We start from the raw sequence: 23,602 nt of genomic DNA on the forward strand, positions 1-23,602 counted from the left end.
CGTTTGCGAAACAGCGCGGAGAACTTTCGTTGAACATGCTCTATCAAGCAGCTAGGGCGGTGAGAAGATGAAACTCGTCATTGCCGAACGGGACGACAAGGAACGAGAAGCGATCCGCTGGCTCGTGTCCGCGTATTCCTTGCCGATTGAGCAAGTATATACGGCGGCTACGGTCGAGGAGATGATGGCGCTGCTGGAACGGGAAGCGCCGGAGCTATTGTACGTCGAATTGGATATGATTCCGTATGAACAGTGGGGGAAAGCGACATCTTGCATCCGCCTGTTTTGCCAGCGCGTGATTGCTGCAACCGCTGAGGCGACATTCGCACGGGCGAAGCAAGCCATCGACTGGCAATGCGTCGATTTGCTTGTGAAACCGCTTGAGCCCGCCAAATTGAAGCAAGCGTTGCGAACGGCGGCTTCATTTTCCGCCGGGGACGGGCGCTCTCGGCCGTCCGTCGGTGTTGGCGGCTATGATGACGATTATCGCTCGTTGTTTGTCGATGACCGTGTTGATGTGTCGACCCACGTATGGCTTGTGCAGGCCGAACAACCTGCCTTCTCTTCCGAAGTGGTCCGCTTTTTAACAAACTATCCGTTTCGCCGGAGGGCGCGCGTCTTGCCGTTGACCCATATGGCGGCCTGTCTCTTTCCCGAGCTGCCGGGCGACGGAAAAGAAGAGGCATGGAAGATGTTGCGCGATTGGGAGGAGGACCATCATGAGCCATTGGCGGTCGTCATCATGCCGCCGGATGGCCGGCGATCGGTGCGTGAGCGATACCAAGCCGCCCGCCGGCTGCTCGAGACAACGTTTTTTATCGGCTACCGGCAAGTGATCGCTCCGGCGCCTGATGACGGACAGTGGCGCCACTTGGATCCGTTTCTGACGCCGGAAGAGCAGCGGCAATGGATCGAGATGCTTGAGCGGTTTGACCATGAAGCGGTCAAACGATGGCTGCAACGGGAATTTTCCGATTGGACGCCGCCGTTTCCGAGCCCGGAGATGGTGCGCACGCGGTTGACGAGCATTTTGGCGCAAATCCGCCGGTTTATGAAGACGTACCGTCTGGACCGCGGCGCGACCGAACGCGAGTACATGCGCCTATTTCAGGAAATTTTGTATAATCCGGTGCTGTATCGCATCGTTCAGGAATTGATTTTGTTTTTGCGCCGGCTGCTTGACGAAGCGAGGCGAGCAGCGGAAGACGCGCGCGTCGACGCCATCGAACGGGGGCTCCGCTATATGGAAGCGCATTTTCGCGACCCGTCGCTCACGTTGGAGCGGGCCGCGGCGGCAGCCGGCCGCAGCCCCGCGTATTTCAGCCATTTGTTGTCGAAAAAGCGCGGTGTGACGTTCCGCCAATGGCTGACGAACCGGCGGCTTGAGGAGGCGAAACGGCTGCTCCGGCAAACCGACCTCTCGATTAAGGAAATCGCTGAACAGACCGGGTTTCGCACGGCCCATTATTTGACACGCGTCTTTAAAGCCGAACTGAATCAGACACCGACCGCCTACCGCGATGAACAACGATCGTATCGGTCATCACCGCGGTAGGCGGTTTTTTTCAAAAAAAATGAACAGCCATCAAAAGAAATGGATCAATGAAGAGAAAAGAAATATGAAATTTCGAAAAAAATGACTCACCTTTAAAAGAGGCGCATCTATCTCCGTCTTCTTCCCTTCCTTACAATAAAAGCAAAGAGGGAAAAGGAGAGGATGACGATGACAGACAAACGAACGGTACAAGCGCTTTCCGGAACAACGCGGCGAGCGAAAGGATGGATTCAGGAAGCGGCGCTGCGCATGTTGCACAACAACTTGCATCCGGAGGTCGCCGAGCGGCCGGATGAGTTGATCGTTTACGGCGGCATCGGGAAAGCGGCGCGCAACTGGGAATGTTACGAGGCGATTGTGGACACTCTTCTCCGATTGGAAAACGATGAGACATTGCTCATTCAATCGGGCAAGCCGGTCGCGGTGTTTCGCACCCACCCGGATGCGCCGCGCGTGCTCATTGCCAACTCGAACCTCGTGCCGGCATGGGCGACATGGGACCATTTCCATGAGCTCGACAAAAAAGGGCTGATCATGTACGGACAAATGACGGCCGGCAGTTGGATTTACATCGGCAGCCAAGGCATCGTCCAAGGGACGTACGAAACGTTCGCCGAAGTGGCGCGCCAGCACTTTGGCGGCACGCTGGCAGGAACGATCACGGTAACGGCCGGCCTTGGCGGCATGGGCGGGGCGCAGCCGTTGGCGGTGACGATGAACGGCGGCGTCTGTCTCGCCGTTGAAGTCGACCCGGCCCGCATCCAGCGCCGCCTTGACACGAAATACCTTGACACGATGACCGACAGCCTGGACGACGCGCTCGCCATGGCCAAACGGGCGAAGGAAGAGAAAACAGCGCTGTCGATCGGCCTTGTCGGCAACGCGGCCGAAGTGTTGCCGCGGCTCGTTGATATGGGTTTTGTTCCGGACGTCTTGACCGATCAAACGTCCGCCCATGATCCGTTAAACGGCTACATCCCCGCGGGGTTGACGCTTGAGGAGGCAGCTGAGCTGCGGGTGCGCGATCCGAAGCAGTACGTTGCCCGCGCCAAACAATCGATCGCTGAGCACGTACGGGCGATGTTGGCGATGCAACACCGAGGAGCGGTGACGTTTGATTACGGCAACAACATCCGCCAAGTGGCGAAAGACGAAGGAGTCGAAGATGCCTTCTCTTTCCCGGGCTTTGTGCCGGCGTACATCCGCCCGCTCTTTTGTGAAGGAAAGGGCCCGTTCCGCTGGGTGGCGCTCTCCGGCGACCCGGAAGACATTTACAAAACCGATGAAGTCATTTTGCGCGAGTTCAGCGAGAACGAACGCCTTTGCCATTGGATCCGCATGGCGCAAAAACAAATCCAATTCCAAGGGTTGCCGGCGCGCATTTGCTGGCTTGGCTACGGCGAGCGGGCGAAGTTCGGAAAAATCATCAACGACATGGTCGCCCGCGGTGAATTGAAGGCGCCGATCGTCATCGGACGCGACCATTTGGACTCGGGTTCGGTCGCCTCGCCGAACCGGGAGACGGAAGCGATGAAAGACGGAAGCGATGCCATCGCTGACTGGCCGATTTTAAACGCCCTGTTGAATGCGGTCGGCGGCGCAAGCTGGGTGTCGGTTCACCACGGCGGCGGCGTCGGCATGGGCTACTCCATTCACGCCGGCATGGTTATTGTCGCCGACGGGACGAAAGAGGCGGAAAAACGGCTGGAACGCGTGTTGACGACCGATCCCGGTCTTGGTGTCGTCCGCCACGCCGACGCTGGGTATGAGCTCGCCATTCGGACGGCGAAAGAAAAAGGCATCGATATGCCGATGCTGAAGTAGAAAGGAGAACCGCCTATGCGCCCGCTCTTTGTTCGCCGCGCCCGCCAGCTCGTCACGCTGGCGGGAAGCTCCGCGGCCCCGCTTGTGGGAGAACAGATGAGCAACCTTTCCATCATGGAAAACGGCAGCGTCTGGATCGAAAACGGCACGATCACTGCCGTTGGACCGGACGACGAACTCGTCCGCCGTTTCGCGGATCGGCTTGCCGAAGCAGAGGTGATCGACGCCCGCGGCAAAACGGTCACCCCTGGCCTTGTCGACCCGCACACCCATCTCGTTTACGCCGGCAGCCGTGAACACGAATGGACGATGCGCCTCGGCGGGGCGACGTATATGGAGATCATGAACGCCGGCGGCGGCATTCACGCGACGACAAAGGCAACCCGCGAGGCGTCGGAAGAGACGCTGTATGAAGAAAGCAAGCGGCGGCTCGATCAGTTTTTGCTTCACGGCGTCACGACCGTTGAGGCGAAAAGCGGCTACGGGTTAAGCCTTGAACATGAAATCAAGCAGCTTAACGTCGCCAAGCGGCTCGATGATACCCATCCGGTCGATGTCGTTTCCACCTTTCTTGGCGCCCACGCCGTTCCGCCGGAGTGGAAGCACGACCGGGAGGAATATATCCGTTTGATCATCGAAGAAATGATTCCTGAAGTCAGCCGTCAGGGGTCGGCTGAGTTCAACGACGTCTTTTGCGAGCGCGGCGTGTTCACCCCTGATGAGGCGCGCCGCATCCTTGAAGCGGGCAAAGCGCACGGCTTGACGCCGAAAATCCACGCCGATGAAATCGAACCGTACGGCGGCGCCGAACTGGCCGCTGAGGTGGGGGCGATATCGGCCGACCACTTGCTCCGTGCCTCTGATGACGGCCTCCGCCGCATGGCGGAGCGCGGCGTGATCGGCGTCCTCCTGCCAGGCACAGCGTTTTTCTTACTAACCAAAGCCGCCAACGCCCGTCGCTTGCTCGACGCTGGCGTCCCGGTCGCCTTAGCGACCGACTGCAACCCCGGCTCATCGCCGACCGTCTCGCTCCCGTTGGTCATGAGCCTTGCCTGTTTGCATATGCGCATGACCCCGGCCGAAGCGCTTGCCGCCGCCACGATCAACGCCGCCCACGCCATCGGCCGCGCCCATGTGATCGGCAGCCTTGAACCAGGCAAGAAAGCGGATTTGGTCGTTTTCAACGTCCCGAACTACGTGCAAATCATGTACTATTACGGCGTCAACCATGCGGAGACGGTGATCAAGGACGGGAAGGTGGTGGTGGCGGGAGGAAAGGTGCGCACTTGAAGGGGGATGGTCTTTCGTTGAAGCGTTTGGCGACCGAAAGCGGGATGCTTCCGGTTGTACCAGTCTTGCGTAGAAGAACAATGGGGGTGGAGAGAAATGAAAGCGAATCCAACCATGGCGCCATCCACGCCGACACCAACGCCGACAAGCGGGGCATGGAAGTTTTTCGTCTTTAGCGCCATCGGCATTTTCGTATTTTTCGTCCCAGTGTCGATCGGCGGCACATCGTCGATTTTACTCGATCATATTGTGACATGGATTCGCGCGCAGTTTCCGGGACTCGTCCCGTATTATGCGCTTATCGTTATTGCCCTTGGAGCGGTTTATCCGTTCTATAGTAAGACGTGGAACAAAGACGCGGTCACCGCTGTTTTTTCCATTCTCAAAGTACTTGGATTGATCGTGGCTGTCATGCTTGTGTTTCGGATCGGTCCGGCATGGCTGTTTCAGCCGGATATGGGGCCGTTTTTGTACGATAAGCTCGTGGTTTCCGTCGGCTTGCTTGTGCCGATTGGCTCGGTTTTTCTCGCTCTTCTTGTTGGCTACGGGCTGCTTGAATTCGTCGGTGTGTGGATGCAGCCGATCATGCGGCCGATTTGGAAAACGCCGGGCCGCTCGGCCATCGATGCCGTTGCCTCCTTTGTCGGCAGCTACTCCATCGGTCTTTTGATCACGAACAAAGTGTTCAAAGAGGGCAAATATACGGTGAAAGAGGCGGCAATCATCGCTACCGGTTTTTCCACCGTATCCGTCACATTTATGGTGGTTGTCGCGAAAACGTTAGGGTTAATGTCGATATGGAATACGTATTTTTGGGTGACCTTTCTCGTCACGTTTGCCGTTACAGCGTTCACCGCTCGGATGTGGCCGCTAAGCCGCATGAGCGATGAATACTACGACGGCAAGGGGGATCCCGAGCAAAGAGTGACGGGTAACTATATGAAACAAGCTTGGTCTGAGGCGATGAAAGCGGTAGCGCAGTCAAAAGGGATCGGGACGAACATATGGGAAAACTTGCGCGATGGTTTTATCATGACGATGGGCATTTTGCCTTCCATTATGTCGGTCGGGTTGATCGGGCTGCTGCTCGCTGAATATACGCCGTTGTTTGATTGGCTGGGCTATCTGTTTTATCCGTTTACTCTTCTCTTGCAAATTCCAGAGCCGTTGTTGGCAGCGAAAGCCTCGGCCATCGAAATCGCCGAAATGTTTTTGCCGGCCTTGCTTGTCACTGAAGCACCGCTCGTAACAAAATTTATAATTGCCGTTGTTTCCGTTTCTGCCATCTTGTTCTTTTCCGCTGTCATTCCATGCATTGTATCCACTGAGATTCCGCTCAGTTTGCCGAAACTGCTCGTCATTTGGTTCGAGCGGACGGTATTGACGCTCATCCTCACCGCACCGCTGGCGTACTGGCTGCTTTGACAATGAGCGGGCGTCAAGACAAGCGGATGTTTCTTTCCGATTGAGAACGAGCGAGGAGAACTTGACTGCTCGACCTTCGGGGGAGGGGTCGCCAAAACAATGATCAATGTGAAACATTGGCTAGCCATCGCAATCCTTTTTTTCTTATCCGCATGCAGTATATGGGAAACGAATGAAAAACAAGTTCATTCCCCTCCGTCTGCGGTTAGTGATATGGAAAAGCTGCCTGTCAAAATCGATCAAAACATCATTGAGCGCATCAATTGGGAAGTAAGCCCCGTTTTTCCATCGGGAAATTATCAAATGCGCGGAGTGCCGAATAAGGTGGGGTTCATTGATGCGCCGTTTACAGCCAATCAAGATCACAAATACATGTGGCATTTCTGGGGCGGCTCCATTCCAGAAGGAAAGTTGACGATCGTGGCGGTGAAAAAAGGAAGCCACAAGCTTGCCCCTGCGTTAACCGTGGATGGAAAAAGCGTTTGGACAACGGGAGTTCCGGGAAGGCCGAACAACGGGGCGGACGCTCATATTCCGTCCAATATGAAGCTGAGAGAACCGGGGACGTGGGCGTTGCTTGTTTTTCTCGGAAACACGTACTGGGACTATGTCGTCATTGACGTCCACTGAGCCGTGAGGCGTTTCTTGGCAGAAACGAATCGATATTGATCAGTGACGTCGTCCATCATTGACCTGGCTATACGCGGTTTGCGCCGGGAGGATCAGCGCTGGCAAAAGAACAGCATCCACCCTAGCGATTCGTTCGCTTGAGGGTGGATGATTTCCTTTGATAGAGCGGCAGGACCGAACTCCCCCGAACTTTGTGAAGCGGCCGTCCGCATCGGCACTGCCAATATGGCTTCGCCCGGCCGTTCCGCTCCGCGTTAGTAAGGACGCCAGATCACGTGAAATGGGAAGCTGATGCCGCCAAGTTTCTTCATTTGAGAAACAAGGAGGTAAAGCGACCTGCTCCTTTCATCACCGGCCTCCAGATGCTTACATCGTTTCCCGCTGCTGCTTTAACAAATCGCGAATTTCGGTGAGCAGCTCTTCTTCTTTTGTCAGCGTCGGCGCTGTTTCCTTCACTTCTTCTTGCTTTTTCACCCGTTCGTATAAGGTGTTGATCAGTTTGACAAACAGGAAAATCGAGAAGGCGATAATCAAAAAGTCGACAACCGTTTGGATAAACGCGCCATATTTGATTTCCGCCTTGCCGACTTTCCATGATAAGCTGCTGAAATCAATGCCGCCTAGAATCAACCCGACAAGCGGCATGATGATGTCATTGACGAGCGAGGAAACGATTTTGCCAAACGCCCCGCCGATGATGACCCCGACGGCCAAGTCAATGACATTGCCGCGGATGGCGAATTTTTTAAATTCGTTCCACATGACAGTCTCCTCCCTCTAGAAATGTTGATCTATCAAGGATGTTCGGCCTTTCAACGGCGTCAAAAAATATGGTTCGACAACATTCATTTCTTGAACGGTCGTTTCCTGTATTATATCATACAGCGGCTTTGGGAAACGTTCCAGGACGAAATCATAGAAAGCGGTGCGCTCTCTTTTTTCATGGCAGGCGCCGTATGATACAATAAAGGAAAATAGGAAGCAAGGGCGCCGCTTTGGCAAGGATGCGCCCGAAAGGATGAAAGGCATGAGAACGAAAGATGCCATCGTCTGCATCGGCGGGGCGAATGTCGATCGGAAAGCGCGGCTGCTTGTGCCGCTTGAGCTCGGCACGTCCCACCCTGTCGCGAGCGCGCAGACTGCAGGCGGGGTGGCGAGAAACATCGCTGAAAATCTCGGGAGGCTCGGGCAAAACGTTGTCCTCTTCAGCGTGGTCGGCGTTGATCATGACGGGCAATGGCTCATTGATGCCACGAGTCCATATGTTGACACAAGGCTGGTCACGCGAATCCCCGAAGCGAACACCGGTGCGTATACAGCGGTGCTTGATGAGCGCGGCGAGATGGTGCTCGCCTTGGCCGATATGGCCATTTATGGCGCCGTACGAAGCGAATGGCTAAAGCAGCGATGGCGGGAGCTCGGTTCGATTTCCGCTGTCGTGCTCGATACGAATTTTCCGCCCGATGTCATCTCTTGGGTGATCGGGCAGTGCCGCCGAGAACGCCTCCCTCTTTGCGCCGTGACCGTGTCCGTGCCCAAGGTGAAGCGATTGCCGACGGATCTCGCCGGTGTCACGTGGCTCGTCACGAATCAGGCGGAAGCCATGGCGCTTTCCGGGAAACAGCATCTTGATGATGCGATCGAATCGCTTTTTCGTTTCGGAGTGGAAACCATCGTCATTACGCGTGGAGCCGAGGGTGTCGTGTACGCGACAAGGAAAGGGAAGAGGGGAGCGATCGCGGCTCCCGCCATCAAGGTCATCGACGCTACCGGGGCGGGCGATGCGTTCGCGGCCGGATTTTTGTACGGCGTCCTGAACGGACATTCGGTGGAAGACGCCTGCCGCCTCGGGATGAGCAACGCGGCATTGACGCTGCAGACGGCTGAAACGGTGAATCCCGCTCTGACGGAACAACGGTTGCGAGCAGCGCATGAACAGTATTTTCGCGAAGGAGGACAATGATGATGAACGACATCCTTGTTTTTTCCGAAGAAGTGGCCGCGGCGAAAGCGGAACAAAAGCCGATTGTCGCCTTGGAATCAACGATCATTTCCCACGGTATGCCGCACCCGGAAAACGTGCAAACGGCGAAAGACGTCGAGCGGATCATCCGCGACCGCGGCGCTGTACCGGCGACGATCGCCATCATCGATGGAAAAATCAAAATCGGGCTAACGGATGACGAGCTTGAATTTTTAGGCACAAGCCGCGACATTGAAAAAGTGAGCCGCCGCGACTTGCCGTATGTCGTCGCCAAAAAGAAACACGGGGCGACCACCGTGGCGGGGACGATGATTTGCGCGGCGATGGCGGGGATTCGCGTGTTTGCGACCGGCGGCATCGGCGGAGTGCACCGCGGCGCTGAGCGAACGATGGACATCTCGGCTGACTTGCAAGAGTTGGCGCGGACAAACGTCGCAGTCGTCTGCGCCGGGGCGAAATCGATTTTGGATTTAGGCTTGACGCTTGAGTACCTCGAGACGCACGGCGTTCCGGTTCTTGGCTATCAGACGGACGTCCTGCCGGCGTTTTACTCGCGGACAAGCCCGTTTCGCGTCGATTACCGCTTAGACAGCGCCAAAGAGATCGCCACGTTCATTGAAACCAAATGGGCGCTCGGCTTAGCCGGCGGCATCGTCGTCGCCAATCCAGTTCCGCCAGAAGACGAGCTTGAGGAATCGTACATCACCGCCATCATCGAACAAGCGCTCAAGGAAGCGGAAGAAAAGTGCATCACCGGCAAAGCGATCACCCCGTTTTTGCTTGACCGGGTGAAAACATTAACCGAAGGGAAAAGCTTAAAAGCGAACATCGCCTTAGTGAAAAACAACGCCGCCTTAGCGACCGACCTTGCCTGTGAACTGTCTTAATGTGCGCGCCCCCGCCCTGATGGAAGAGCGGGGGCATGATGGTAGTGGAGATGTTATCGGGTGTGAAGCAAATGGCGGATTTTTCGATCATGCTGGGCGATTTTGACGGAGTGGAAGTCGACAGTCTCTTGTGTTTCAGTCAGTTCGACGTGGATGTGACCGAGTTTCGCTTCGAGCCGTTCGAACCGTTCGTTCACGGTGCGCTCCAACTGGGCGATTTGCCGCTCAAACCGTCCGTCCATCTCCTCGATGCGCCCATCCATTTCTTCGATGCGCTTGTCCATTTCTCCGATCCGTTTGTCCATCTCTTCCATGCGTCTTTCCATGTCTTCCATCCGTTTGTTCATCATGTTCGTCTGTTCGTTCAGCGCTTGGACTTGTTGTTGGAGCGAGTCAAATTTCTCATAGAGCGCTTCGAACTGCTTGCGCATGTCTGTCGCGTACAAATCGAGCGCTTGCAAAATTTGCGCCAATATCGTTTTTTCTTCCATAACATTCACCTCCTTTCTCTCTAGTATATCAGACAAGCAAGCTAACGAGAAGAAAAGATAGTTTCAAACAGGTGGGATTTTGTCAATGATTATAAAGGGGGGGCACAGCTATGACAGAAATGCCCCTGTATTCATCGTTTGGCATCTATTTGGTTGCCGATGGCCATCGTTTCGACCGCTGTCACGGCCATCGTTTTCATTGCGGTTTTTGCAGTTAGAGTGTTAAAATGGAAAATATTCGTCATGGGACTAGCTGAACATCGATGTCCGGCTGGCACCAGAGACGAAGGAAGAAAAAGGTGGGTGTGATCATGTCCTTTTTAGAAACGATCGAACCGTATTTATTTTGTGAAGATCCTCTCCTCCGTCAGTTTGCCTTTTACGCAATAGAGGAGTATCCAGGCGTTCCAGCTGCGTGGGTGGAGCGTCTCATTGACGAGGCCGTCACAACTGCCGACGAGGACATGCGAAGCATGATTTTGCGCGGCGTATCGAAACAACCGCTGACCGATCGGGCGCTTGAACAGTTGTTGACCATCAAAGATGCAGCCAAGTATGTCCGCTGGTTTTTCCCGTTTTCGGTTGCGCAACTTGAAACCTACGGACAGCAGCTGCTTCGCCACTTCCCGCGGTCTTGGCAACGCGCTGTCCGGCTTGTGGCCGAGGGAGCGGAAGACGACGTATGGGACCACTACTTTTCGTTGCTTTCCCGCTTGGAACAGGAAGAGATGTTTAACCAGAACTTGTTTTCCGCCGCCAAGCAAGTCGTGCGCATTCTCGTTGAGCGCGAGTGGCTGACAAAGGAAGACGTGAGTCTCACGTGGATGAAAAATGAACAGCAGCCATGGTTTTCGTACGATGGTATTTTGGCGGTGTATGCGCTTTCGTTGATGGGCGCCACCGAATATATTCCAAGACTAGCCTCGCTGTTGGAACAACAAGATGGCGATGTGCTCCTCGATCAAGTCGTTTATGCGTTGTCGACGTTTCAAAACGGCGAAGTCATCGAAGCCGTACGCCCATATGCGTTTCAAAAGGAAACGGCCTTTTCGGCCATTCATGTGCTCGCCAACATTAAATCAAAGCAGGCCGTCCGTGTATTGCGGGAAGTGTTTTCCGAGCTGCGCGATGATGACATGCGCGCGTTTTGCTTTGAGGCGCTTTGCCACCAGCTGGATCAAGAAGCGCTTCCGGAAGTGGAAGAATATTTAGAAAGAGTGGAAAAACGAGGGCATTCCGGGCTGATCGATGTAGAACAAACCGCTTACGGATATTATACCATTCTAGGGCTCGACCATCCGAAATTAGAAAAATGGAAGGCGCTCGCCGATCAAAGATACCGCCATTTTCAAGCGTTGTTGCAAAATCCACCTTTGCCAAAAAACGTTCCATACCGTCGGGAAGAGCCCAAAATCGGCCGCAACGACCCGTGTCCATGCGGCAGCGGGAAAAAGTATAAAAAGTGCTGCGGGAAGTAAACACACATACTTGGCCGAACCAACAGCCCGCCTCCGCGCCTGAAAGTGAGGAGCGGGCTTGTTGCTTAACAAAGATCCGCACGATGCTTCGAGGTTCGCAGGAATCTCCCATTCTAGAAGGCTGGTGATTTAAGGAAGCAGGCCGCTTACCGACCTCGTTTCTCAAATAGAAAAAGCTCTGTCGCATCGGTATCGCCTTTCACACGCTCCCCCATTGCTCAAGAGAAGCAACCGTTTTTCACCAGCTTTCTAGGCGAAGCGAAAGGGAAAGAAGGGGGGCGGCTCGGAGGAAGGAGCATGCACGGAGAAGGAAAAAACAATCTGAGTCTCGAAAAAACGGAGCCCATTCTTTCCGACAAGGGAGAAGACTTTCTGAAAGAACGGGCAAAAAAATGATATTTTATGTTTACGCCTTAAAAAGTTCCTCTACATTGACTTCAAAACCTTTTAACACTCGTGATCGAGCCATTCCTTTTCCTCTTAATACATCGGTTTGCTCGTATTGGGCTTCGTCATTGAGGGAATAAATTTGCACCGTATTGAGCATTGGATTCACGATCCAGTATTCTTGGACTCCGTACTGCATATAGAGATTGAGTTTAAACACTAAATCGTGCGCTTGATTCGATGGACTTACTATTTCAATGATCAGTGTCGGTACTCCGACAAATTTGTTTTCCATTAATCCGCTTTGATCACATATGACGGATAAGTCCGGAATGACGATTTTTGTTCCATCTATTTTATCGTTTTTCAGTTCAATATCAAACGGAGCGTGAAAGACTTCGCAATCCTTGTCTTCTAAAAAATTGAATAATTTGGCGTGCAATCGTCCGGAAATTCGTTGATGCTGGGTAGAAGGGGATGGGGACATAAAGACAGTGCCGTCAATGTACTCTAAGATCCGATCTGTACTTTCTCTCATTTGGTAAAACTCTTCGAGAGAAACGAAATGGTTGTTAGGCGGGTTCACAAAAACACCTTCTTTCCCCTTTTTGTTATTTACTGTAAACCAACTGATCCACTAACACCAGAAATCAAGCGAAAAAGGAGACGTGAACCGGACTGCTTAAGGAAGATGGATGTGCCAACCACTCAGACAAGGAAGTTCATGTCTTATGGATAGAGTAGCAAAGCATCAAAGAATCGACAAGTTTTCCTTAGCATGAGAAGGCCGGTAAAACACAGCCGTCACCAGCCCATCGGAGGTATTTCGCCAAAAAACATTCATGAGAAAATGTTGCTCCCGATCTAGGTATAAAAAATCAATGCTCGCCGACGTGTTCGTTTCACAGAAAGGCGCCCCATGAGGAATGGGTCCTTCCCACCTCGGCATGAAAATCACTGCTCGCAGACGATGATTTTCACGGAAAGAAAGCTGTTTCCGCAAGGTGTCATTGAACATGTCTGGGGCCTGCACGATGGGGCACGAAATCACCGGCCTTTTAGATGTTGGCCGGTAAGTAACGGCCCGCCCTGCATGGTTCAAGCAAGGTCGGGCCGCTTCGTTAAAAGGATACGGCCATGAGGCTTAAGCTGCCGTACTGATATTCTCGGAACAACACGCGCGGCGTCCCGCCGCGATCGCCTGCGCCATAAGCGATCCAGTATGGCGCGAGGTGCTCGGGTGTGGGCACGGCTTGCTTGGCGTAGGGCGCTTTTTCTTCATAATGGAATACATCCTCACTGCGGGCGGCTGACTCGCGCAGCAGCCAGTCATCAAAAGCGGCCGCCCAGCTTTCTGCCTCCGCATGCCCTTCCCAGCGGAGCGCCATTAAGTTGTGCACCGTTCCGCCGCTGCCGATGATCATCACTCCTTCGTCACGCAACGGGCGCAGCGCCTCCCCGAGCTGGAACAATTGTTTTGGCGTCCACCACGGCACGACTGACGCCTGCACGACCGGGATGTCCGCCTTTGGAAACAAGCGGCAAAGCAGCACCCATGAGCCGTGGTCAAGCCCGCGCGTTGGATCGGCGACCGCTTCCGCCACACTGGCGAGGCGTTCCCGCACGCGCTCCGCCCACTCGACTGACCCGTGCGCTGGATAAACGACTTCATACAGCTCGCGAGGAAATCCAGAAAAATCATAAATCATCTCATACGTTCCTTCCACTGCCGAAACTGTCGGCTTGCGCGTCATCCAATGCGCCGTAAAGATGATGACCGCCCTAGGGGAGAGCCCTTCTCCGAGCTTCGTCAGAAAGGATGTATAGGCATGGTCCTCGATCGCCAACATCGGCGACCCGTGAGCGAGAAACAAAGCAGGAGCTTTCATCGTCCATTCCTCCATAAAAAGGTAAAATTCAGTCATGGCGAGGCCGGCTGTTCGCTGGCCTTCTTATTTTTCCCTGTCGCCCCTTTGGACAGGTGTTGATGAGCACACCATGCGATGCCCGGATGGCTTGTGCCGGTTTTTCTTAGAAGGGGGTGAAAAACAGCGATGGCCCTTAGCTGACGTCGGACGACATGAAACAAGCAGCCGATGCCAAAAGGTTTCTTCACTTGAGAAACAACATGCGCCTGAAATCACCGGCCTTCTAGAACTTTTGACACTAGCCCATTCAGAAAAAGTTGTCAGCGCCCCGCCGCGCATGTCTACGGCCGTTGTCTTATCGCCATTGTAGCACTTTTTCGCCAGCAGTTCGAACGGAAAAGTCCTTTTCTGCATTGAACATAAGGAAGGAATCGCCCGAATGAGCAAGAGAAAAGATGAACTGACGTTTGAGAAAAACGTACGTGCCGGTTCCGCGATCATAGTTCCAACGGGAACATGGCACAATGTCATCAACACCGGAACGATCCCGCTCAAGCTCTATTCCATCTATGCGCCCCGCAAGCACCCGCACGGCACCGTGCACCGAACAAAGGACGATGCCCTCGCAGCTGAATAGAACATAAGCGGCTTGAGAAATGAGCGCCATATCTCATGTCCCACATCCTCCGAGTGCCTGTCCTCGCGAAGCGAAAAACGATCGCTGCTGAACTGCTCCGCCAACAGCCATCAGCCGTGTTTCGTGAAGTGGTAGGGATGATGGGGGAGAGAGGGGAGACGTAAGGGAGTAGGAAACGAGAAACGAATGTTTTGCTGTTTTGGGTGAGAGAAAGCTTATTTTCAGCAAGTAGGTTCTTACGCGACAAATTTCGACACCGTCTGGTCAATCTTTTTAGTAAAATAGAATCATGTTTCACCAAAAAAGATAAGGAGCATCGGGCTGTAATGAAACTGAAAGGAATTATTGACAATAGGCGGAACGGTTTAGTGGGCGATGTTTTAAAAACACATATGTCCAAAGGCAGCAAACTATCGATTGCGGCTGCGCATTTTACTTTATATGCGTTTGTGGAGCTAAAAAAAGAGCTGTCACAACTCGATGAATTCCGTTTTATTTTCACAGAGCCTGCCTTCGTGCGCGGAAACGGATTGTTAAAAGGGCTAATAGAGAAAAACGAAATGACCCTGTATGGAGTGGAAGAAGAGAGAAAATATAAAGTAGAGTTAAACCAGGCATACATAGCTAAAGAATTAGCGAAGTGGCTAAAGCGAAAAGCACAAATTAAATCCGTCACCAATCAGCGAATTCAAGGCGGTTTGTATCATGTCAGGAATAACGATGGAACGCAAATCGGCTTAATTGGCGGTGCGCCGTTCTCCAGTCCTGGGCTAGGCTACAGCAACTCTTCCAACATTTATATTAACCATATTGTCGACGATGAGCATGCCAGTACCCAACTGCTCCGTCAGTTTGACGCCATATGGCAAGACGAGCAGGCATTGCAAGATGTGAAGGACGAAATATTGCGGCGCTTGGAAGTGATGTATAAAGAAAACTCACCGGAGTTCATTTACTTCGTGACGCTCTACCATTTATTTAAAGGCTTCTTGCAAGATGCGAAAAACTACGAATCGCTGCAAACAAGAACGGGATTTGAAAATACGGTCATTTGGAACAAACTTTACGATTTTCAGCGCGATGGGGTCGTCGGCGCCATCAATAAAATCGAAACGTACGGGGGATGCATTATCGCCGACAGCGTCGGGCTCGGAAAAACGTTTGAGGCGTTAGCGGTCATTAAATATTACGAACTGCGCAATCATCGCGTTCTCGTGCTGGCACCAAAAAAACTAAGGGAAAACTGGGCGATTTATCGCTTAAACGATAAGCGCAACATTTTGGCGGAAGACCGCTTTTCCTATGACTTGCTCAACCATACCGATTTATCGCGCGAGCGCGGATATAGCGGCGATATTAACTTGGAACATGTGAACTGGGGAAATTATGATTTAGTTGTGATCGACGAGTCGCATAACTTTCGCAACAACGATCCGCGCAACGACCGGGTGACGAGATATTCCCGCTTGCTGAACGATATCATTAAAGCAGGGGTGAAAACAAAAGTATTAATGCTTTCCGCCACCCCTGTCAATAACAAACTCGACGACTTAAAGAACCAGATTGCCTTCATTACAGAAGGAAATGATAAAGCCTTGGCGGAGACAGCGAACATCAAAAGCATCAGCCAGACGATCCGCCGCGCGCAGTCGCAGTTCAACAAATGGAGCAGTCTTCCTGAAGAAGAGCGGACCACTGAGCGGTTGTTAGATATGCTAAACTGGGATTATTTTACTTTGCTTGACTCATTAACCATTGCCCGTTCGCGCCGCCACATCGAAAAATATTACAATGTAAACGCGATCGGCTCGTTTCCGACTCGCCTGAAGCCGATCAATATGAAAGAAACGATTGACGCCAAAGATGAATTTCCGCCGCTCGAAAAAATCAATAATGACATATTGCGGTTGCGATTGGCCGTTTATTCGCCGATGCAGTATATTCTGCCACATAAAAAAGCCGTTTATAGCGAAAAGTACGATACGAAAGTGGCAAACGGTAGGATTTTTAAACAAACCGACCGAGAAAATAATCTTGTCTATTTAATGAAGTCCAACTTGTTGAAGCGACTGGAAAGCAGCATTCATTCCTTTTCTTTAACATTGGAAAACATCATTCATCAGATCGATTCGCACATTCAAAAAATCGATCACTATGACCCGAAAAACGAAACGGTCGGAGAGATTAACGATATCGATATGGAAGATCCTGACTTGGAAGACGCGTTAATCGGCTCGAAAGTGAAAATTTTCATCAAAGATATGGACCTAATCCGCTGGAAGCAAGACTTATTATATGACCGCGAAATTTTGACGAAGCTGCTTGCCCAAGCGCGAAAAGTAACACCGGAGCGCGATCAAAAACTATTGGCCTTGAAAAAAGTCATTCAAAACAAAATCGAGAACCCCATTAACAGCCAAAACAAGAAATTGCTGATTTTTACCGCGTTTGCGGATACGGCGAAATATTTATATGAAAACTTGCATGAATGGATTTATCGCCATTTTGGCCTGCACTCCGCTGTTGTTACAGGTTCAGATCATCCGAAAACGACATTAAAAATGAAAAAAGTCGACTTTAATAATGTCTTAGTGAACTTTTCACCTATTTCGAAAGAACGGGCAAAAGTAATGCCCGAGATGAAAGAGGAAATTGACATACTGATCGCTACCGACTGTATTTCCGAAGGGCAAAACTTGCAAGACTGCGATTATCTCGTTAACTATGATATCCATTGGAATCCGGTTCGCATTATCCAGCGTTTCGGTCGTATTCGATCGGATTGGCAGCAAAAACGAGCGCATTCAACTCGTTACCTTTTGGCCGTCGATGGAACTCGATGAATATATTAATCTCGTCAACAGGGTAAAAGACCGAATGACCATTCTTGATATTTCTTCCACCGGAGAAGAAAACGTCATTGCCGACAACAGCAATGAAATGAAAGATTTGGAATACCGTCGCAAACAGCTCGAAAAACTGCAAAACGAAGTCATTGATCTAGAGGACATTTCTGGGAACATTTCGTTAACCGATTTTACGCTAGATGACTTCCGCATGGATTTACTCAATTTCATGAAGGAACATAAAGAAGCGGTGGAAAAAGCGCCGCTAGGATTGTTTAGCGTGACCGTGAATCAAAACGAAAAACTAAAGGCCGAAATTCAACCCGGGGTTATTTTCTGTCTGAAACAAGTGAACAACGTCACATCATCAAACGAACAAAACGCGCTCCATCCGTATTACTTAGTGTACGTGCGGGAAGACGGCAAGGTGTTGTATAACCATGTCCACGTAAAAAAAATTTTGGACTTCTACCGTTCACTATGCAACGGAAAAAAAGAAGTGGAGTGGGAGTTATACGAAACGTTTTACCAAGAAACGAAAAACGGAAAAGACATGGGACAATATAAGGCACTGCTGGAAAAAGCGGTGGAAGATATCGTTGGCAAATTTGATCAGCAAATCACGCTGAACATATTTAGCCTCGGCAACTTGGACAGCTTGGTGACGAACGCGAATACGAGTTTGCAAGATTTTGAAATCATCTCTTATCTTATCATTAAAGGGTGAGAGCGGTGGCTGGATTCACATTTTATGCTAGAATAGGGCTGGACGATCAAGTCCGCCCTTTACATAAGAAGTTGGATAAAAAAATGTTTTACGATTTCGCCGATTTAACAAAAAAGGAAAAAGACTATATTACGAAATACGTTGATCGGATTGAGCTAGCGTATTTACTGACGCCGAGTGTGGTGAATATCCAGCCATTCATCAATGAGGAGTACCATTACGAAGGAGTTATGTTTATCACGATTCGATTAAGAAATGAAACAAAAGACGCTCACCTTTCTGTCATTGGAGAGATTATTCAAGGGGCGTTGCCAAACCCTGTCGTCATCGTATTTGAAAAAGAAAGAAACGTTCAGGTTGGTACGTGTTTAAAACGATTAAACAAAGTCGATCAAACACAAGTCGTTTTGGAGGAATTTGCGTATACGCCGTGGTTTGCATCCGACAGCGACGATGAAGCGGTTCAGCAATTTATCAATGCGGTTCATATCACAGCGTTATCTTTTTCTCACTTCTTCCGATTTTATCAAGATATTCATATCGCGGTACAGGCGTTTCAGCACGCGAAAGCGGTCGGCGCGTTTTACATCGCTACCGATGAAGAATCGCGTAAACTGATTGCGCAAATTGAACAGGCAGAAACCGAAATTGCGAAATGGAAAAACAAAATGAAAAAAGAAACGCAGTTTAACCGGAAAGTAGAGTACAACATGAACATTCAACAGCTAACAAAGCAAATCGAGCAGTGGAAACAACAACTGTACAGAAAGGAGTAGCACGATGGAAAAGCTGGATGGAAAATCGATGGATCTCGTTCAAATGAACATCGAAGCGCTAAAACAGTTATTTCCGGAAGTAGTCACCGAAGGAAAAATCGATTTTGAAAAACTAAAGCTCGTTCTCGGTGAAGAGATCGAAACACGCAATGAAAAATATGAGTTCACATGGCACGGCAAAACACAGGCGATGAAACTCGCGCAAACGCCGTCCACCGGCACGCTGCGGCCGGACAAAGCGTCGAGCAAAAATTGGGATACAACGGAAAACCTTTATATTGAAGGCGACAACCTCGAAGTATTGAAGCTGTTGCAAAAATCGTATTTCGGCAAGATTAAAATGATCTATATCGACCCGCCGTATAATACGGGGAAAGATTTTGTGTACAAAGATGATTTTCGGGACAACATTAAAAACTACAAAGAAATTACGCAACAAACGACAAAGGCGAATACGGAGACAAGCGGGCGATATCATACCGATTGGTTGAATATGATGTATCCGAGGTTGAAATTGGCAAGGAATTTGTTGAGAGAGGATGGGGTTATTTTTATATCTATTGATGACACGGAAGCAGCAAATTTGAGAAAATTATGTGATGAGGTATTTGGTGAAACCAATTTTGTAACAACTTTTATTTGGCAAAGAGCTTTTGCGCCTGTTAATATGAATAAGTTTGCTTCTTGCAATCATGATTTTATTTTGTGTTATGCAAAGCAAATAGACTTTCTATCTTGGTACGGATTACCACGTAATCAGGAAGCTGATACTCGTTATGCTAATCCGGATAATGATCCACGTGGTCCTTGGACATCTGGAGATTTATCAGTTGGTCCGCCTGTGCCAGAAAAAATTTATGAGATTGTTACACCAAGCGGACGAGTCGTTTATCCCCCTAAAGGATATTGCTGGAGGGTAACTAGAGAGAGATTTACTGAGCTTTTGGCTGATAATCGTATCTGGTTTGGTAAAGATGGCAGCAGTGTTCCACGTTTAAAGCGCTTTTTAAGTGAAGTCAAATCTACTATTACTCCGTTGACTGTATGGACGTATCAGGAGGTATCACACTCACAAGATGCTAAAAAGGAATTAAAAGAATTATTTGATAATCAGTCGGTAATGGACTATCCTAAACCAGTAAAATTGATGAAAAGAATTTTAGAGCTATCTACAAGAGATCATGATATAGTATTAGACTTCTTCTCCGGCTCCGCAACCACCGCCCATGCGGTAATGCAGTTAAACGCCGAAGACGGCGGTAATCGCAAGTTTATTATGGTGCAGCTGCCTGAGAAGACAGATGAACAATCAGAGGCGTATAAAGCCGGTTATAAAAACATTTGTGAAATCGGAAAAGAACGCATCCGCCGCGCTGGTGAAAAGATTGTTGAGGAAACCGGAAAAACGGATTTGGATATCGGCTTTAAAGTGTTTAAGCTCGATTCTTCCAATATCAAAGAGTGGGATCCGGACTTTGATAACCTCGAGCAAACCCTTTTCGATTTGCAAGATAACATTAAAGAAGACCGCACGAAAGAAGATTTGCTGTATGAGATTTTGCTGAAAATCGGCCTGCCGCTCACTGTGCCGATTGCAGAAATTGATTATAACGGCAAAACGATTTACAATGTCGCCTATGGTTCTGTGTTGGTTTGCCTAGAAGACGAGATTGATCTTGATCTTGTTCACGAGATGTTAAACCATCGTTCCGAGCATATGTCGCCGAAAGTTATTTTTAAAGAGTCCGGTTTTATGAGCGACGCGGTGAAAACGAATGCCTTGCAAACGTTGAAAAAGCACGGCATTACGGATGTGAGGAGTGTATAACCGATGAAGCTGAAGTTTAATGCGGATTTGGACTACCAACGACGCGCGATTGAATCGGTGGTACATATTTTCAAAGGACAGGAACTGAGTCAGTCCAATTTCACCGTTTCGTACGGACCGGATGCCGGGATGATTCAGACGGACTTAGGGGTCGGAAATCGGCTTGACCTGACGCCTGAAGAAATTTTAAAAAACGTGCAGGACATTCAAATGAAAAACGGCTTGCCGCGCAGCGAAAAGTTGGACGGCATGCATTTTACCGTTGAAATGGAAACGGGGACGGGGAAGACATACGTCTATTTACGGACGATTTACGAGTTGCATAAACATTACGGGTTTACGAAATTTGTCATCGTCGTTCCGTCCGTGGCGATTCGTGAAGGGGTATACAAGTCGCTGCAAATTACGCGGGACCATTTCAATGAACTGTATGACCATACGCCAGTAGAGTACTTTATTTACGATTCGCAAAAACTCGATCAAGTCCGTAATTTTGCGACAGCGACTACGATTCAAATTATGATCATTAATATCGACGCGTTCCGCAAAAGCTTTGAAGATCCGGAAAAAGAAGATAAAGCGAACGTCATCCACCGTCCGAACGATCGTTTAAACGGGTATCGCCCCATCGAATTTATTCAACAGACGAACCCGATTGTCATTATCGACGAACCGCAAAGCGTCGATACGACGCCGAAATCGAAAGAAGCGATCGCTTCGCTCCATCCGCTTTGCACGCTGCGCTATTCGGCGACGCATGTGGAAAAATATAATATGGTGTACCGCCTCGATGCGGTCGACGCGTATAATCAAAAACTCGTCAAAAAAATTGAAGTCATGTCTGTTCGCTCTGAGCCGTCGTTTAACGTACCGTATATCAAACTAATCGAGGTAAAGGAAGGAAAAGCGAAGATCGAACTGGACGTCGAGTCGCGCGGAAAGGTGAAGCGGGCGACGAAAACGGTGAGATACGGAGATGATTTATACGATATTTCCGGGGAACGGGAATTGTATCGCGGCTATATTGTCGAGCAAATCGATTGGACGACAGGGAACGAAGCGATCGAAATTAACGGCTACCGCTTGCGAGTCGGGGAAGCGATCGGCGATTTGGATGACGATGCGATTAGGCGATATCAAATCCGCAAAACGATCGAAGAGCATTTAAATAAAGAATTGTGGCTCCGCCCCCGCGGGATTAAAGTGCTCAGCTTATTCTTTATCGACAAAGTTGCCCATTACCGCGCTTATGATAAAGACGGCAATCCAATTAAAGGAAAATATGCGTTGATGTTTGAGGAAGAATATAAGAATTTGATGCAAAAACCGAAATACCGCCCGCTCCGGGACGACCCAGGCATTGATCCAGACGTGGAAAAAGCGCACAACGGGTATTTCGCACAAGATAAAAAGGGCCGCCTGAAAGATACAAAAGGAAATACGGAAGCGGACACCGATGTGTACAACCTGATTATGAAAGACAAAGAGCGGCTGCTCAGCCTCCATGAGCCGCTTCGCTTCATTTTCTCCCATTCGGCGCTTCGCGAAGGATGGGACAACCCGAACGTCTTTCAGATTTGCACGTTGAAAGACTCCGCGGGAACGTATGTATCAAGACGCCAAGAAATCGGGCGCGGATTGCGTCTGGCCGTCAATCAAAACGGGGAGCGGGTATATGACGATCATATCAACACGCTAACGGTCATGGCGACCGAATCGTACGAAGAGTTTGCGGCGACGCTGCAAAAAGAAATCGAAGAAGAAACGGGAATCAAATTCGGCAAAATCGAAAAACATCTATTTGCCAAACTCGTCTTTATCGATGAGAAGACGGAAGAGCCGGTGCAAATGGGGTATGATTTGTCAGTGAAGCTGTATGAGGAATTAAAGCAAAACGGCTATATTGACAACCAGGACAAAGTAACCGAAAAACTCAAACAAGCGATCGAAGATTATGATCTCCGTTTGAGCGACACATTCCAACCATGGCTGCCGGCGATCGTCAAAGAAATCAAACGCCACTTGCAGGGATTGCCGATCAAAGACGCAACCAAAAAACAAAAAGTGAAATTAAATATGTCGGTATTCAATCAGGAGGAATTCAGACAGTTATGGGATAAAATTAAATATAAAACGGTCTATTCCGTCGATTTTGATAGCGAACAATTGATTCAAAAGTGCATCGAAGGCATTCAAGCGATGCCGCGTATTGAGAAAATTCGCGTTTTAAGCCGAAAGGGAAAAATCGAAATCGACCGTGTGACAGGAGTACAGGCGCAAACAGTAAGCGAAAGCGTCGAAGATTACGTCAGCTTACACCATACGCTTCCAGACGTCATTACGGAGCTGCAAAACCGTACCAATTTAACAAGAAAAACCATTGTTCGTATTTTAACCGGGTGCAAGCGGCTCGATGATTTCAAAAACCATCCGCAGAAGTTTATTGAGGAAGTCGCCAATATCATTCAGCGGCAAATGAGGCAGCTGCTGAAAGACGGCGTGAAGTATCATAAAATTGGCGATGGTGTCTATTATGCGGTTGAGTTGTTCCAAAATGAGGAACTTCTAGCTTATCTGAATGATAATGCCATCCCAAGCCAAAAATCGCCGTTTGACCATATCATTTACGATTCCGATATAGAAGAGCGATTTGCTAGGCGCTTTGAAAACGACGAACACGTCAAAGTGTATGTGAAACTGCCGAGCTGGTTCAAAATCGATACCCCGATCGGTTCTTACAATCCGGATTGGGCGCTTGTCGTTGAAAAAGATGGGGAGGAAAAACTATACTTCGTCCTCGAGACGAAGGGAGAAGAATGGGAAGACGAGTTGCGTCCTGGCGAATCAGCAAAAATCGCGTTTGCCCGCAAGCACTTTCAGGCCATTGACACCGATATCGAGTTTATCGGACCAGAGAACAACGAGGAGCGGTTTATGTTGCGAGCTTTGAGCCGTTAAAAGTAGGAACA

At 50.1% G+C, this 23,602-nt stretch carries 16 protein-coding genes and 2 pseudogenes; 14 read left to right on the forward strand and 4 right to left on the reverse strand.

The genetic code is table 11. The features are described from left to right. Positions 1–67 precede the first annotated feature (67 nt). The 5 genes from ETC05_RS02300 to ETC05_RS02320 all read left to right on the forward strand — a co-directional run bounded on the left by ETC05_RS02300 (position 68) and on the right by ETC05_RS02320 (position 6,724). Positions 68–1,555 carry a helix-turn-helix domain-containing protein gene (locus ETC05_RS02300; RefSeq protein WP_171660271.1) on the forward strand — a complete coding sequence of 496 codons (1,488 nt, stop codon included), beginning with the start codon at positions 68–70 and terminating at the stop codon, positions 1,553–1,555. 168 nt (positions 1,556–1,723) lie between these two features. Then, entirely contained in the window at positions 1,724–3,379 is a 1,656-nt protein-coding gene (hutU, locus tag ETC05_RS02305; protein ID WP_483299789.1) for a urocanate hydratase, read from the forward strand. A 15-nt stretch (positions 3,380–3,394) separates the two neighbouring features. Continuing rightward, positions 3,395–4,669: an imidazolonepropionase gene (gene hutI, locus ETC05_RS02310; RefSeq protein WP_171660273.1), complete on the forward strand. Its 1,275-nt coding sequence runs from the start codon at positions 3,395–3,397 to the stop codon at positions 4,667–4,669. A gap of 96 nt (positions 4,670–4,765) precedes the next feature. Further along, complete coding sequence (locus ETC05_RS02315; RefSeq protein ID WP_171660274.1) at positions 4,766–6,094, forward strand: YjiH family protein; 1,329 nt, start codon at positions 4,766–4,768, stop codon at positions 6,092–6,094. Positions 6,095–6,307: 213 nt separating this feature from the next. After that, entirely contained in the window at positions 6,308–6,724 is a 417-nt protein-coding gene (locus ETC05_RS02320; protein WP_253263920.1) for a DUF4871 domain-containing protein, read from the forward strand. A 366-nt stretch (positions 6,725–7,090) separates the two neighbouring features. Here ETC05_RS02320 and mscL read toward each other — a convergent pair whose 3' ends face one another. Beyond that, the gene (gene mscL / locus ETC05_RS02325; protein ID WP_031410164.1) at positions 7,091–7,486 is read right to left on the reverse strand and encodes a large conductance mechanosensitive channel protein MscL; all 396 of its coding nucleotides are present in this window, start codon (positions 7,484–7,486) and stop codon (positions 7,091–7,093) included. 265 nt (positions 7,487–7,751) lie between these two features. Here mscL and ETC05_RS02330 point away from each other — a divergent pair, with 265 nt between their 5' ends. Then, positions 7,752–8,687: a carbohydrate kinase family protein gene (locus tag ETC05_RS02330; RefSeq protein ID WP_171660276.1), complete on the forward strand. Its 936-nt coding sequence runs from the start codon at positions 7,752–7,754 to the stop codon at positions 8,685–8,687. A 2-nt stretch (positions 8,688–8,689) separates the two neighbouring features. Next, the gene (locus ETC05_RS02335; RefSeq protein ID WP_171660400.1) at positions 8,690–9,595 is read left to right on the forward strand and encodes a pseudouridine-5'-phosphate glycosidase; all 906 of its coding nucleotides are present in this window, start codon (positions 8,690–8,692) and stop codon (positions 9,593–9,595) included. A gap of 53 nt (positions 9,596–9,648) precedes the next feature. Here ETC05_RS02335 and ETC05_RS02340 read toward each other — a convergent pair whose 3' ends face one another. Beyond that, the gene (locus ETC05_RS02340; RefSeq protein ID WP_031410158.1) at positions 9,649–10,086 is read right to left on the reverse strand and encodes a hypothetical protein; all 438 of its coding nucleotides are present in this window, start codon (positions 10,084–10,086) and stop codon (positions 9,649–9,651) included. A 299-nt stretch (positions 10,087–10,385) separates the two neighbouring features. Here ETC05_RS02340 and ETC05_RS18135 point away from each other — a divergent pair, with 299 nt between their 5' ends. Then, positions 10,386–11,564 (forward strand): SEC-C metal-binding domain-containing protein, encoded by a 1,179-nt coding sequence (locus tag ETC05_RS18135; protein ID WP_368668024.1) that lies wholly within the window; start codon positions 10,386–10,388, stop codon positions 11,562–11,564. A 406-nt stretch (positions 11,565–11,970) separates the two neighbouring features. Here ETC05_RS18135 and ETC05_RS02350 read toward each other — a convergent pair whose 3' ends face one another. Both ETC05_RS02350 and ETC05_RS02355 read right to left on the reverse strand, forming a co-directional pair. Then, the gene (locus ETC05_RS02350) at positions 11,971–12,537 is read right to left on the reverse strand and encodes a Uma2 family endonuclease (RefSeq protein ID WP_031410155.1); all 567 of its coding nucleotides are present in this window, start codon (positions 12,535–12,537) and stop codon (positions 11,971–11,973) included. A 535-nt stretch (positions 12,538–13,072) separates the two neighbouring features. After that, positions 13,073–13,840 carry a DODA-type extradiol aromatic ring-opening family dioxygenase gene (locus ETC05_RS02355; protein WP_171660277.1) on the reverse strand — a complete coding sequence of 256 codons (768 nt, stop codon included), beginning with the start codon at positions 13,838–13,840 and terminating at the stop codon, positions 13,073–13,075. Positions 13,841–14,231: 391 nt separating this feature from the next. On the opposite strand from ETC05_RS02355, the pseudogene ETC05_RS02360 reads away from it, so the two are divergent. The 6 genes and pseudogenes from ETC05_RS02360 to ETC05_RS02380 form a co-directional block, all read left to right on the forward strand. Then, positions 14,232–14,456 (forward strand): annotated as a pseudogene (locus ETC05_RS02360) (cupin domain-containing protein); the annotation flags it as partial. 35 nt (positions 14,457–14,491) lie between these two features. Further along, positions 14,492–14,620: a hypothetical protein gene (locus ETC05_RS18035; protein WP_256371093.1), complete on the forward strand. Its 129-nt coding sequence runs from the start codon at positions 14,492–14,494 to the stop codon at positions 14,618–14,620. A 162-nt stretch (positions 14,621–14,782) separates the two neighbouring features. Next, positions 14,783–18,029, forward strand: a pseudogene (locus ETC05_RS02365) (helicase-related protein). A gap of 5 nt (positions 18,030–18,034) precedes the next feature. Beyond that, a complete protein-coding gene (locus ETC05_RS02370) occupies positions 18,035–18,805 on the forward strand; it encodes a DUF4391 domain-containing protein (protein ID WP_171660278.1) in 771 nt (256 codons plus the stop codon). Between the two features lie 4 nt (positions 18,806–18,809). Further along, on the forward strand, positions 18,810–20,633 hold the full coding sequence (locus ETC05_RS02375; protein ID WP_171660279.1) for a site-specific DNA-methyltransferase: 1,824 nt from the start codon (positions 18,810–18,812) through the stop codon (positions 20,631–20,633). Between the two features lie 3 nt (positions 20,634–20,636). After that, entirely contained in the window at positions 20,637–23,591 is a 2,955-nt protein-coding gene (locus tag ETC05_RS02380) for a type III restriction-modification system endonuclease (protein WP_171660280.1), read from the forward strand. Positions 23,592–23,602: the final 11 nt, after the last annotated feature.

Origin of the sequence: Geobacillus sp. BMUD (assembly GCF_013096845.1) — a bacterium.
Lineage (GTDB): Bacteria > Bacillota > Bacilli > Bacillales > Anoxybacillaceae > Geobacillus > Geobacillus vulcani.

What these genes read in the sequence shown, in the direction of transcription:
- ETC05_RS02300 (WP_171660271.1), top strand. Translation starts at nt 68, where the DNA reads ATGAAACTCGTCATTGCCGAACGGGACGACAAGGAACGAGAAGCGATC.
- hutU (WP_483299789.1), top strand. Translation starts at nt 1,724, where the DNA reads ATGACAGACAAACGAACGGTACAAGCGCTTTCCGGAACAACGCGGCGA.
- hutI (WP_171660273.1), top strand. Translation starts at nt 3,395, where the DNA reads ATGCGCCCGCTCTTTGTTCGCCGCGCCCGCCAGCTCGTCACGCTGGCG.
- ETC05_RS02315 (WP_171660274.1), top strand. Translation starts at nt 4,766, where the DNA reads ATGAAAGCGAATCCAACCATGGCGCCATCCACGCCGACACCAACGCCG.
- ETC05_RS02320 (WP_253263920.1), top strand. Translation starts at nt 6,308, where the DNA reads ATGGAAAAGCTGCCTGTCAAAATCGATCAAAACATCATTGAGCGCATC.
- mscL (WP_031410164.1), bottom strand. Translation starts at nt 7,486, where the DNA reads ATGTGGAACGAATTTAAAAAATTCGCCATCCGCGGCAATGTCATTGAC.
- ETC05_RS02330 (WP_171660276.1), top strand. Translation starts at nt 7,752, where the DNA reads ATGAGAACGAAAGATGCCATCGTCTGCATCGGCGGGGCGAATGTCGAT.
- ETC05_RS02335 (WP_171660400.1), top strand. Translation starts at nt 8,690, where the DNA reads ATGAACGACATCCTTGTTTTTTCCGAAGAAGTGGCCGCGGCGAAAGCG.
- ETC05_RS02340 (WP_031410158.1), bottom strand. Translation starts at nt 10,086, where the DNA reads ATGGAAGAAAAAACGATATTGGCGCAAATTTTGCAAGCGCTCGATTTG.
- ETC05_RS02355 (WP_171660277.1), bottom strand. Translation starts at nt 13,840, where the DNA reads ATGAAAGCTCCTGCTTTGTTTCTCGCTCACGGGTCGCCGATGTTGGCG.
- ETC05_RS18035 (WP_256371093.1), top strand. Translation starts at nt 14,492, where the DNA reads ATGTCCCACATCCTCCGAGTGCCTGTCCTCGCGAAGCGAAAAACGATC.
- ETC05_RS02375 (WP_171660279.1), top strand. Translation starts at nt 18,810, where the DNA reads ATGGAAAAGCTGGATGGAAAATCGATGGATCTCGTTCAAATGAACATC.
- ETC05_RS02380 (WP_171660280.1), top strand. Translation starts at nt 20,637, where the DNA reads ATGAAGCTGAAGTTTAATGCGGATTTGGACTACCAACGACGCGCGATT.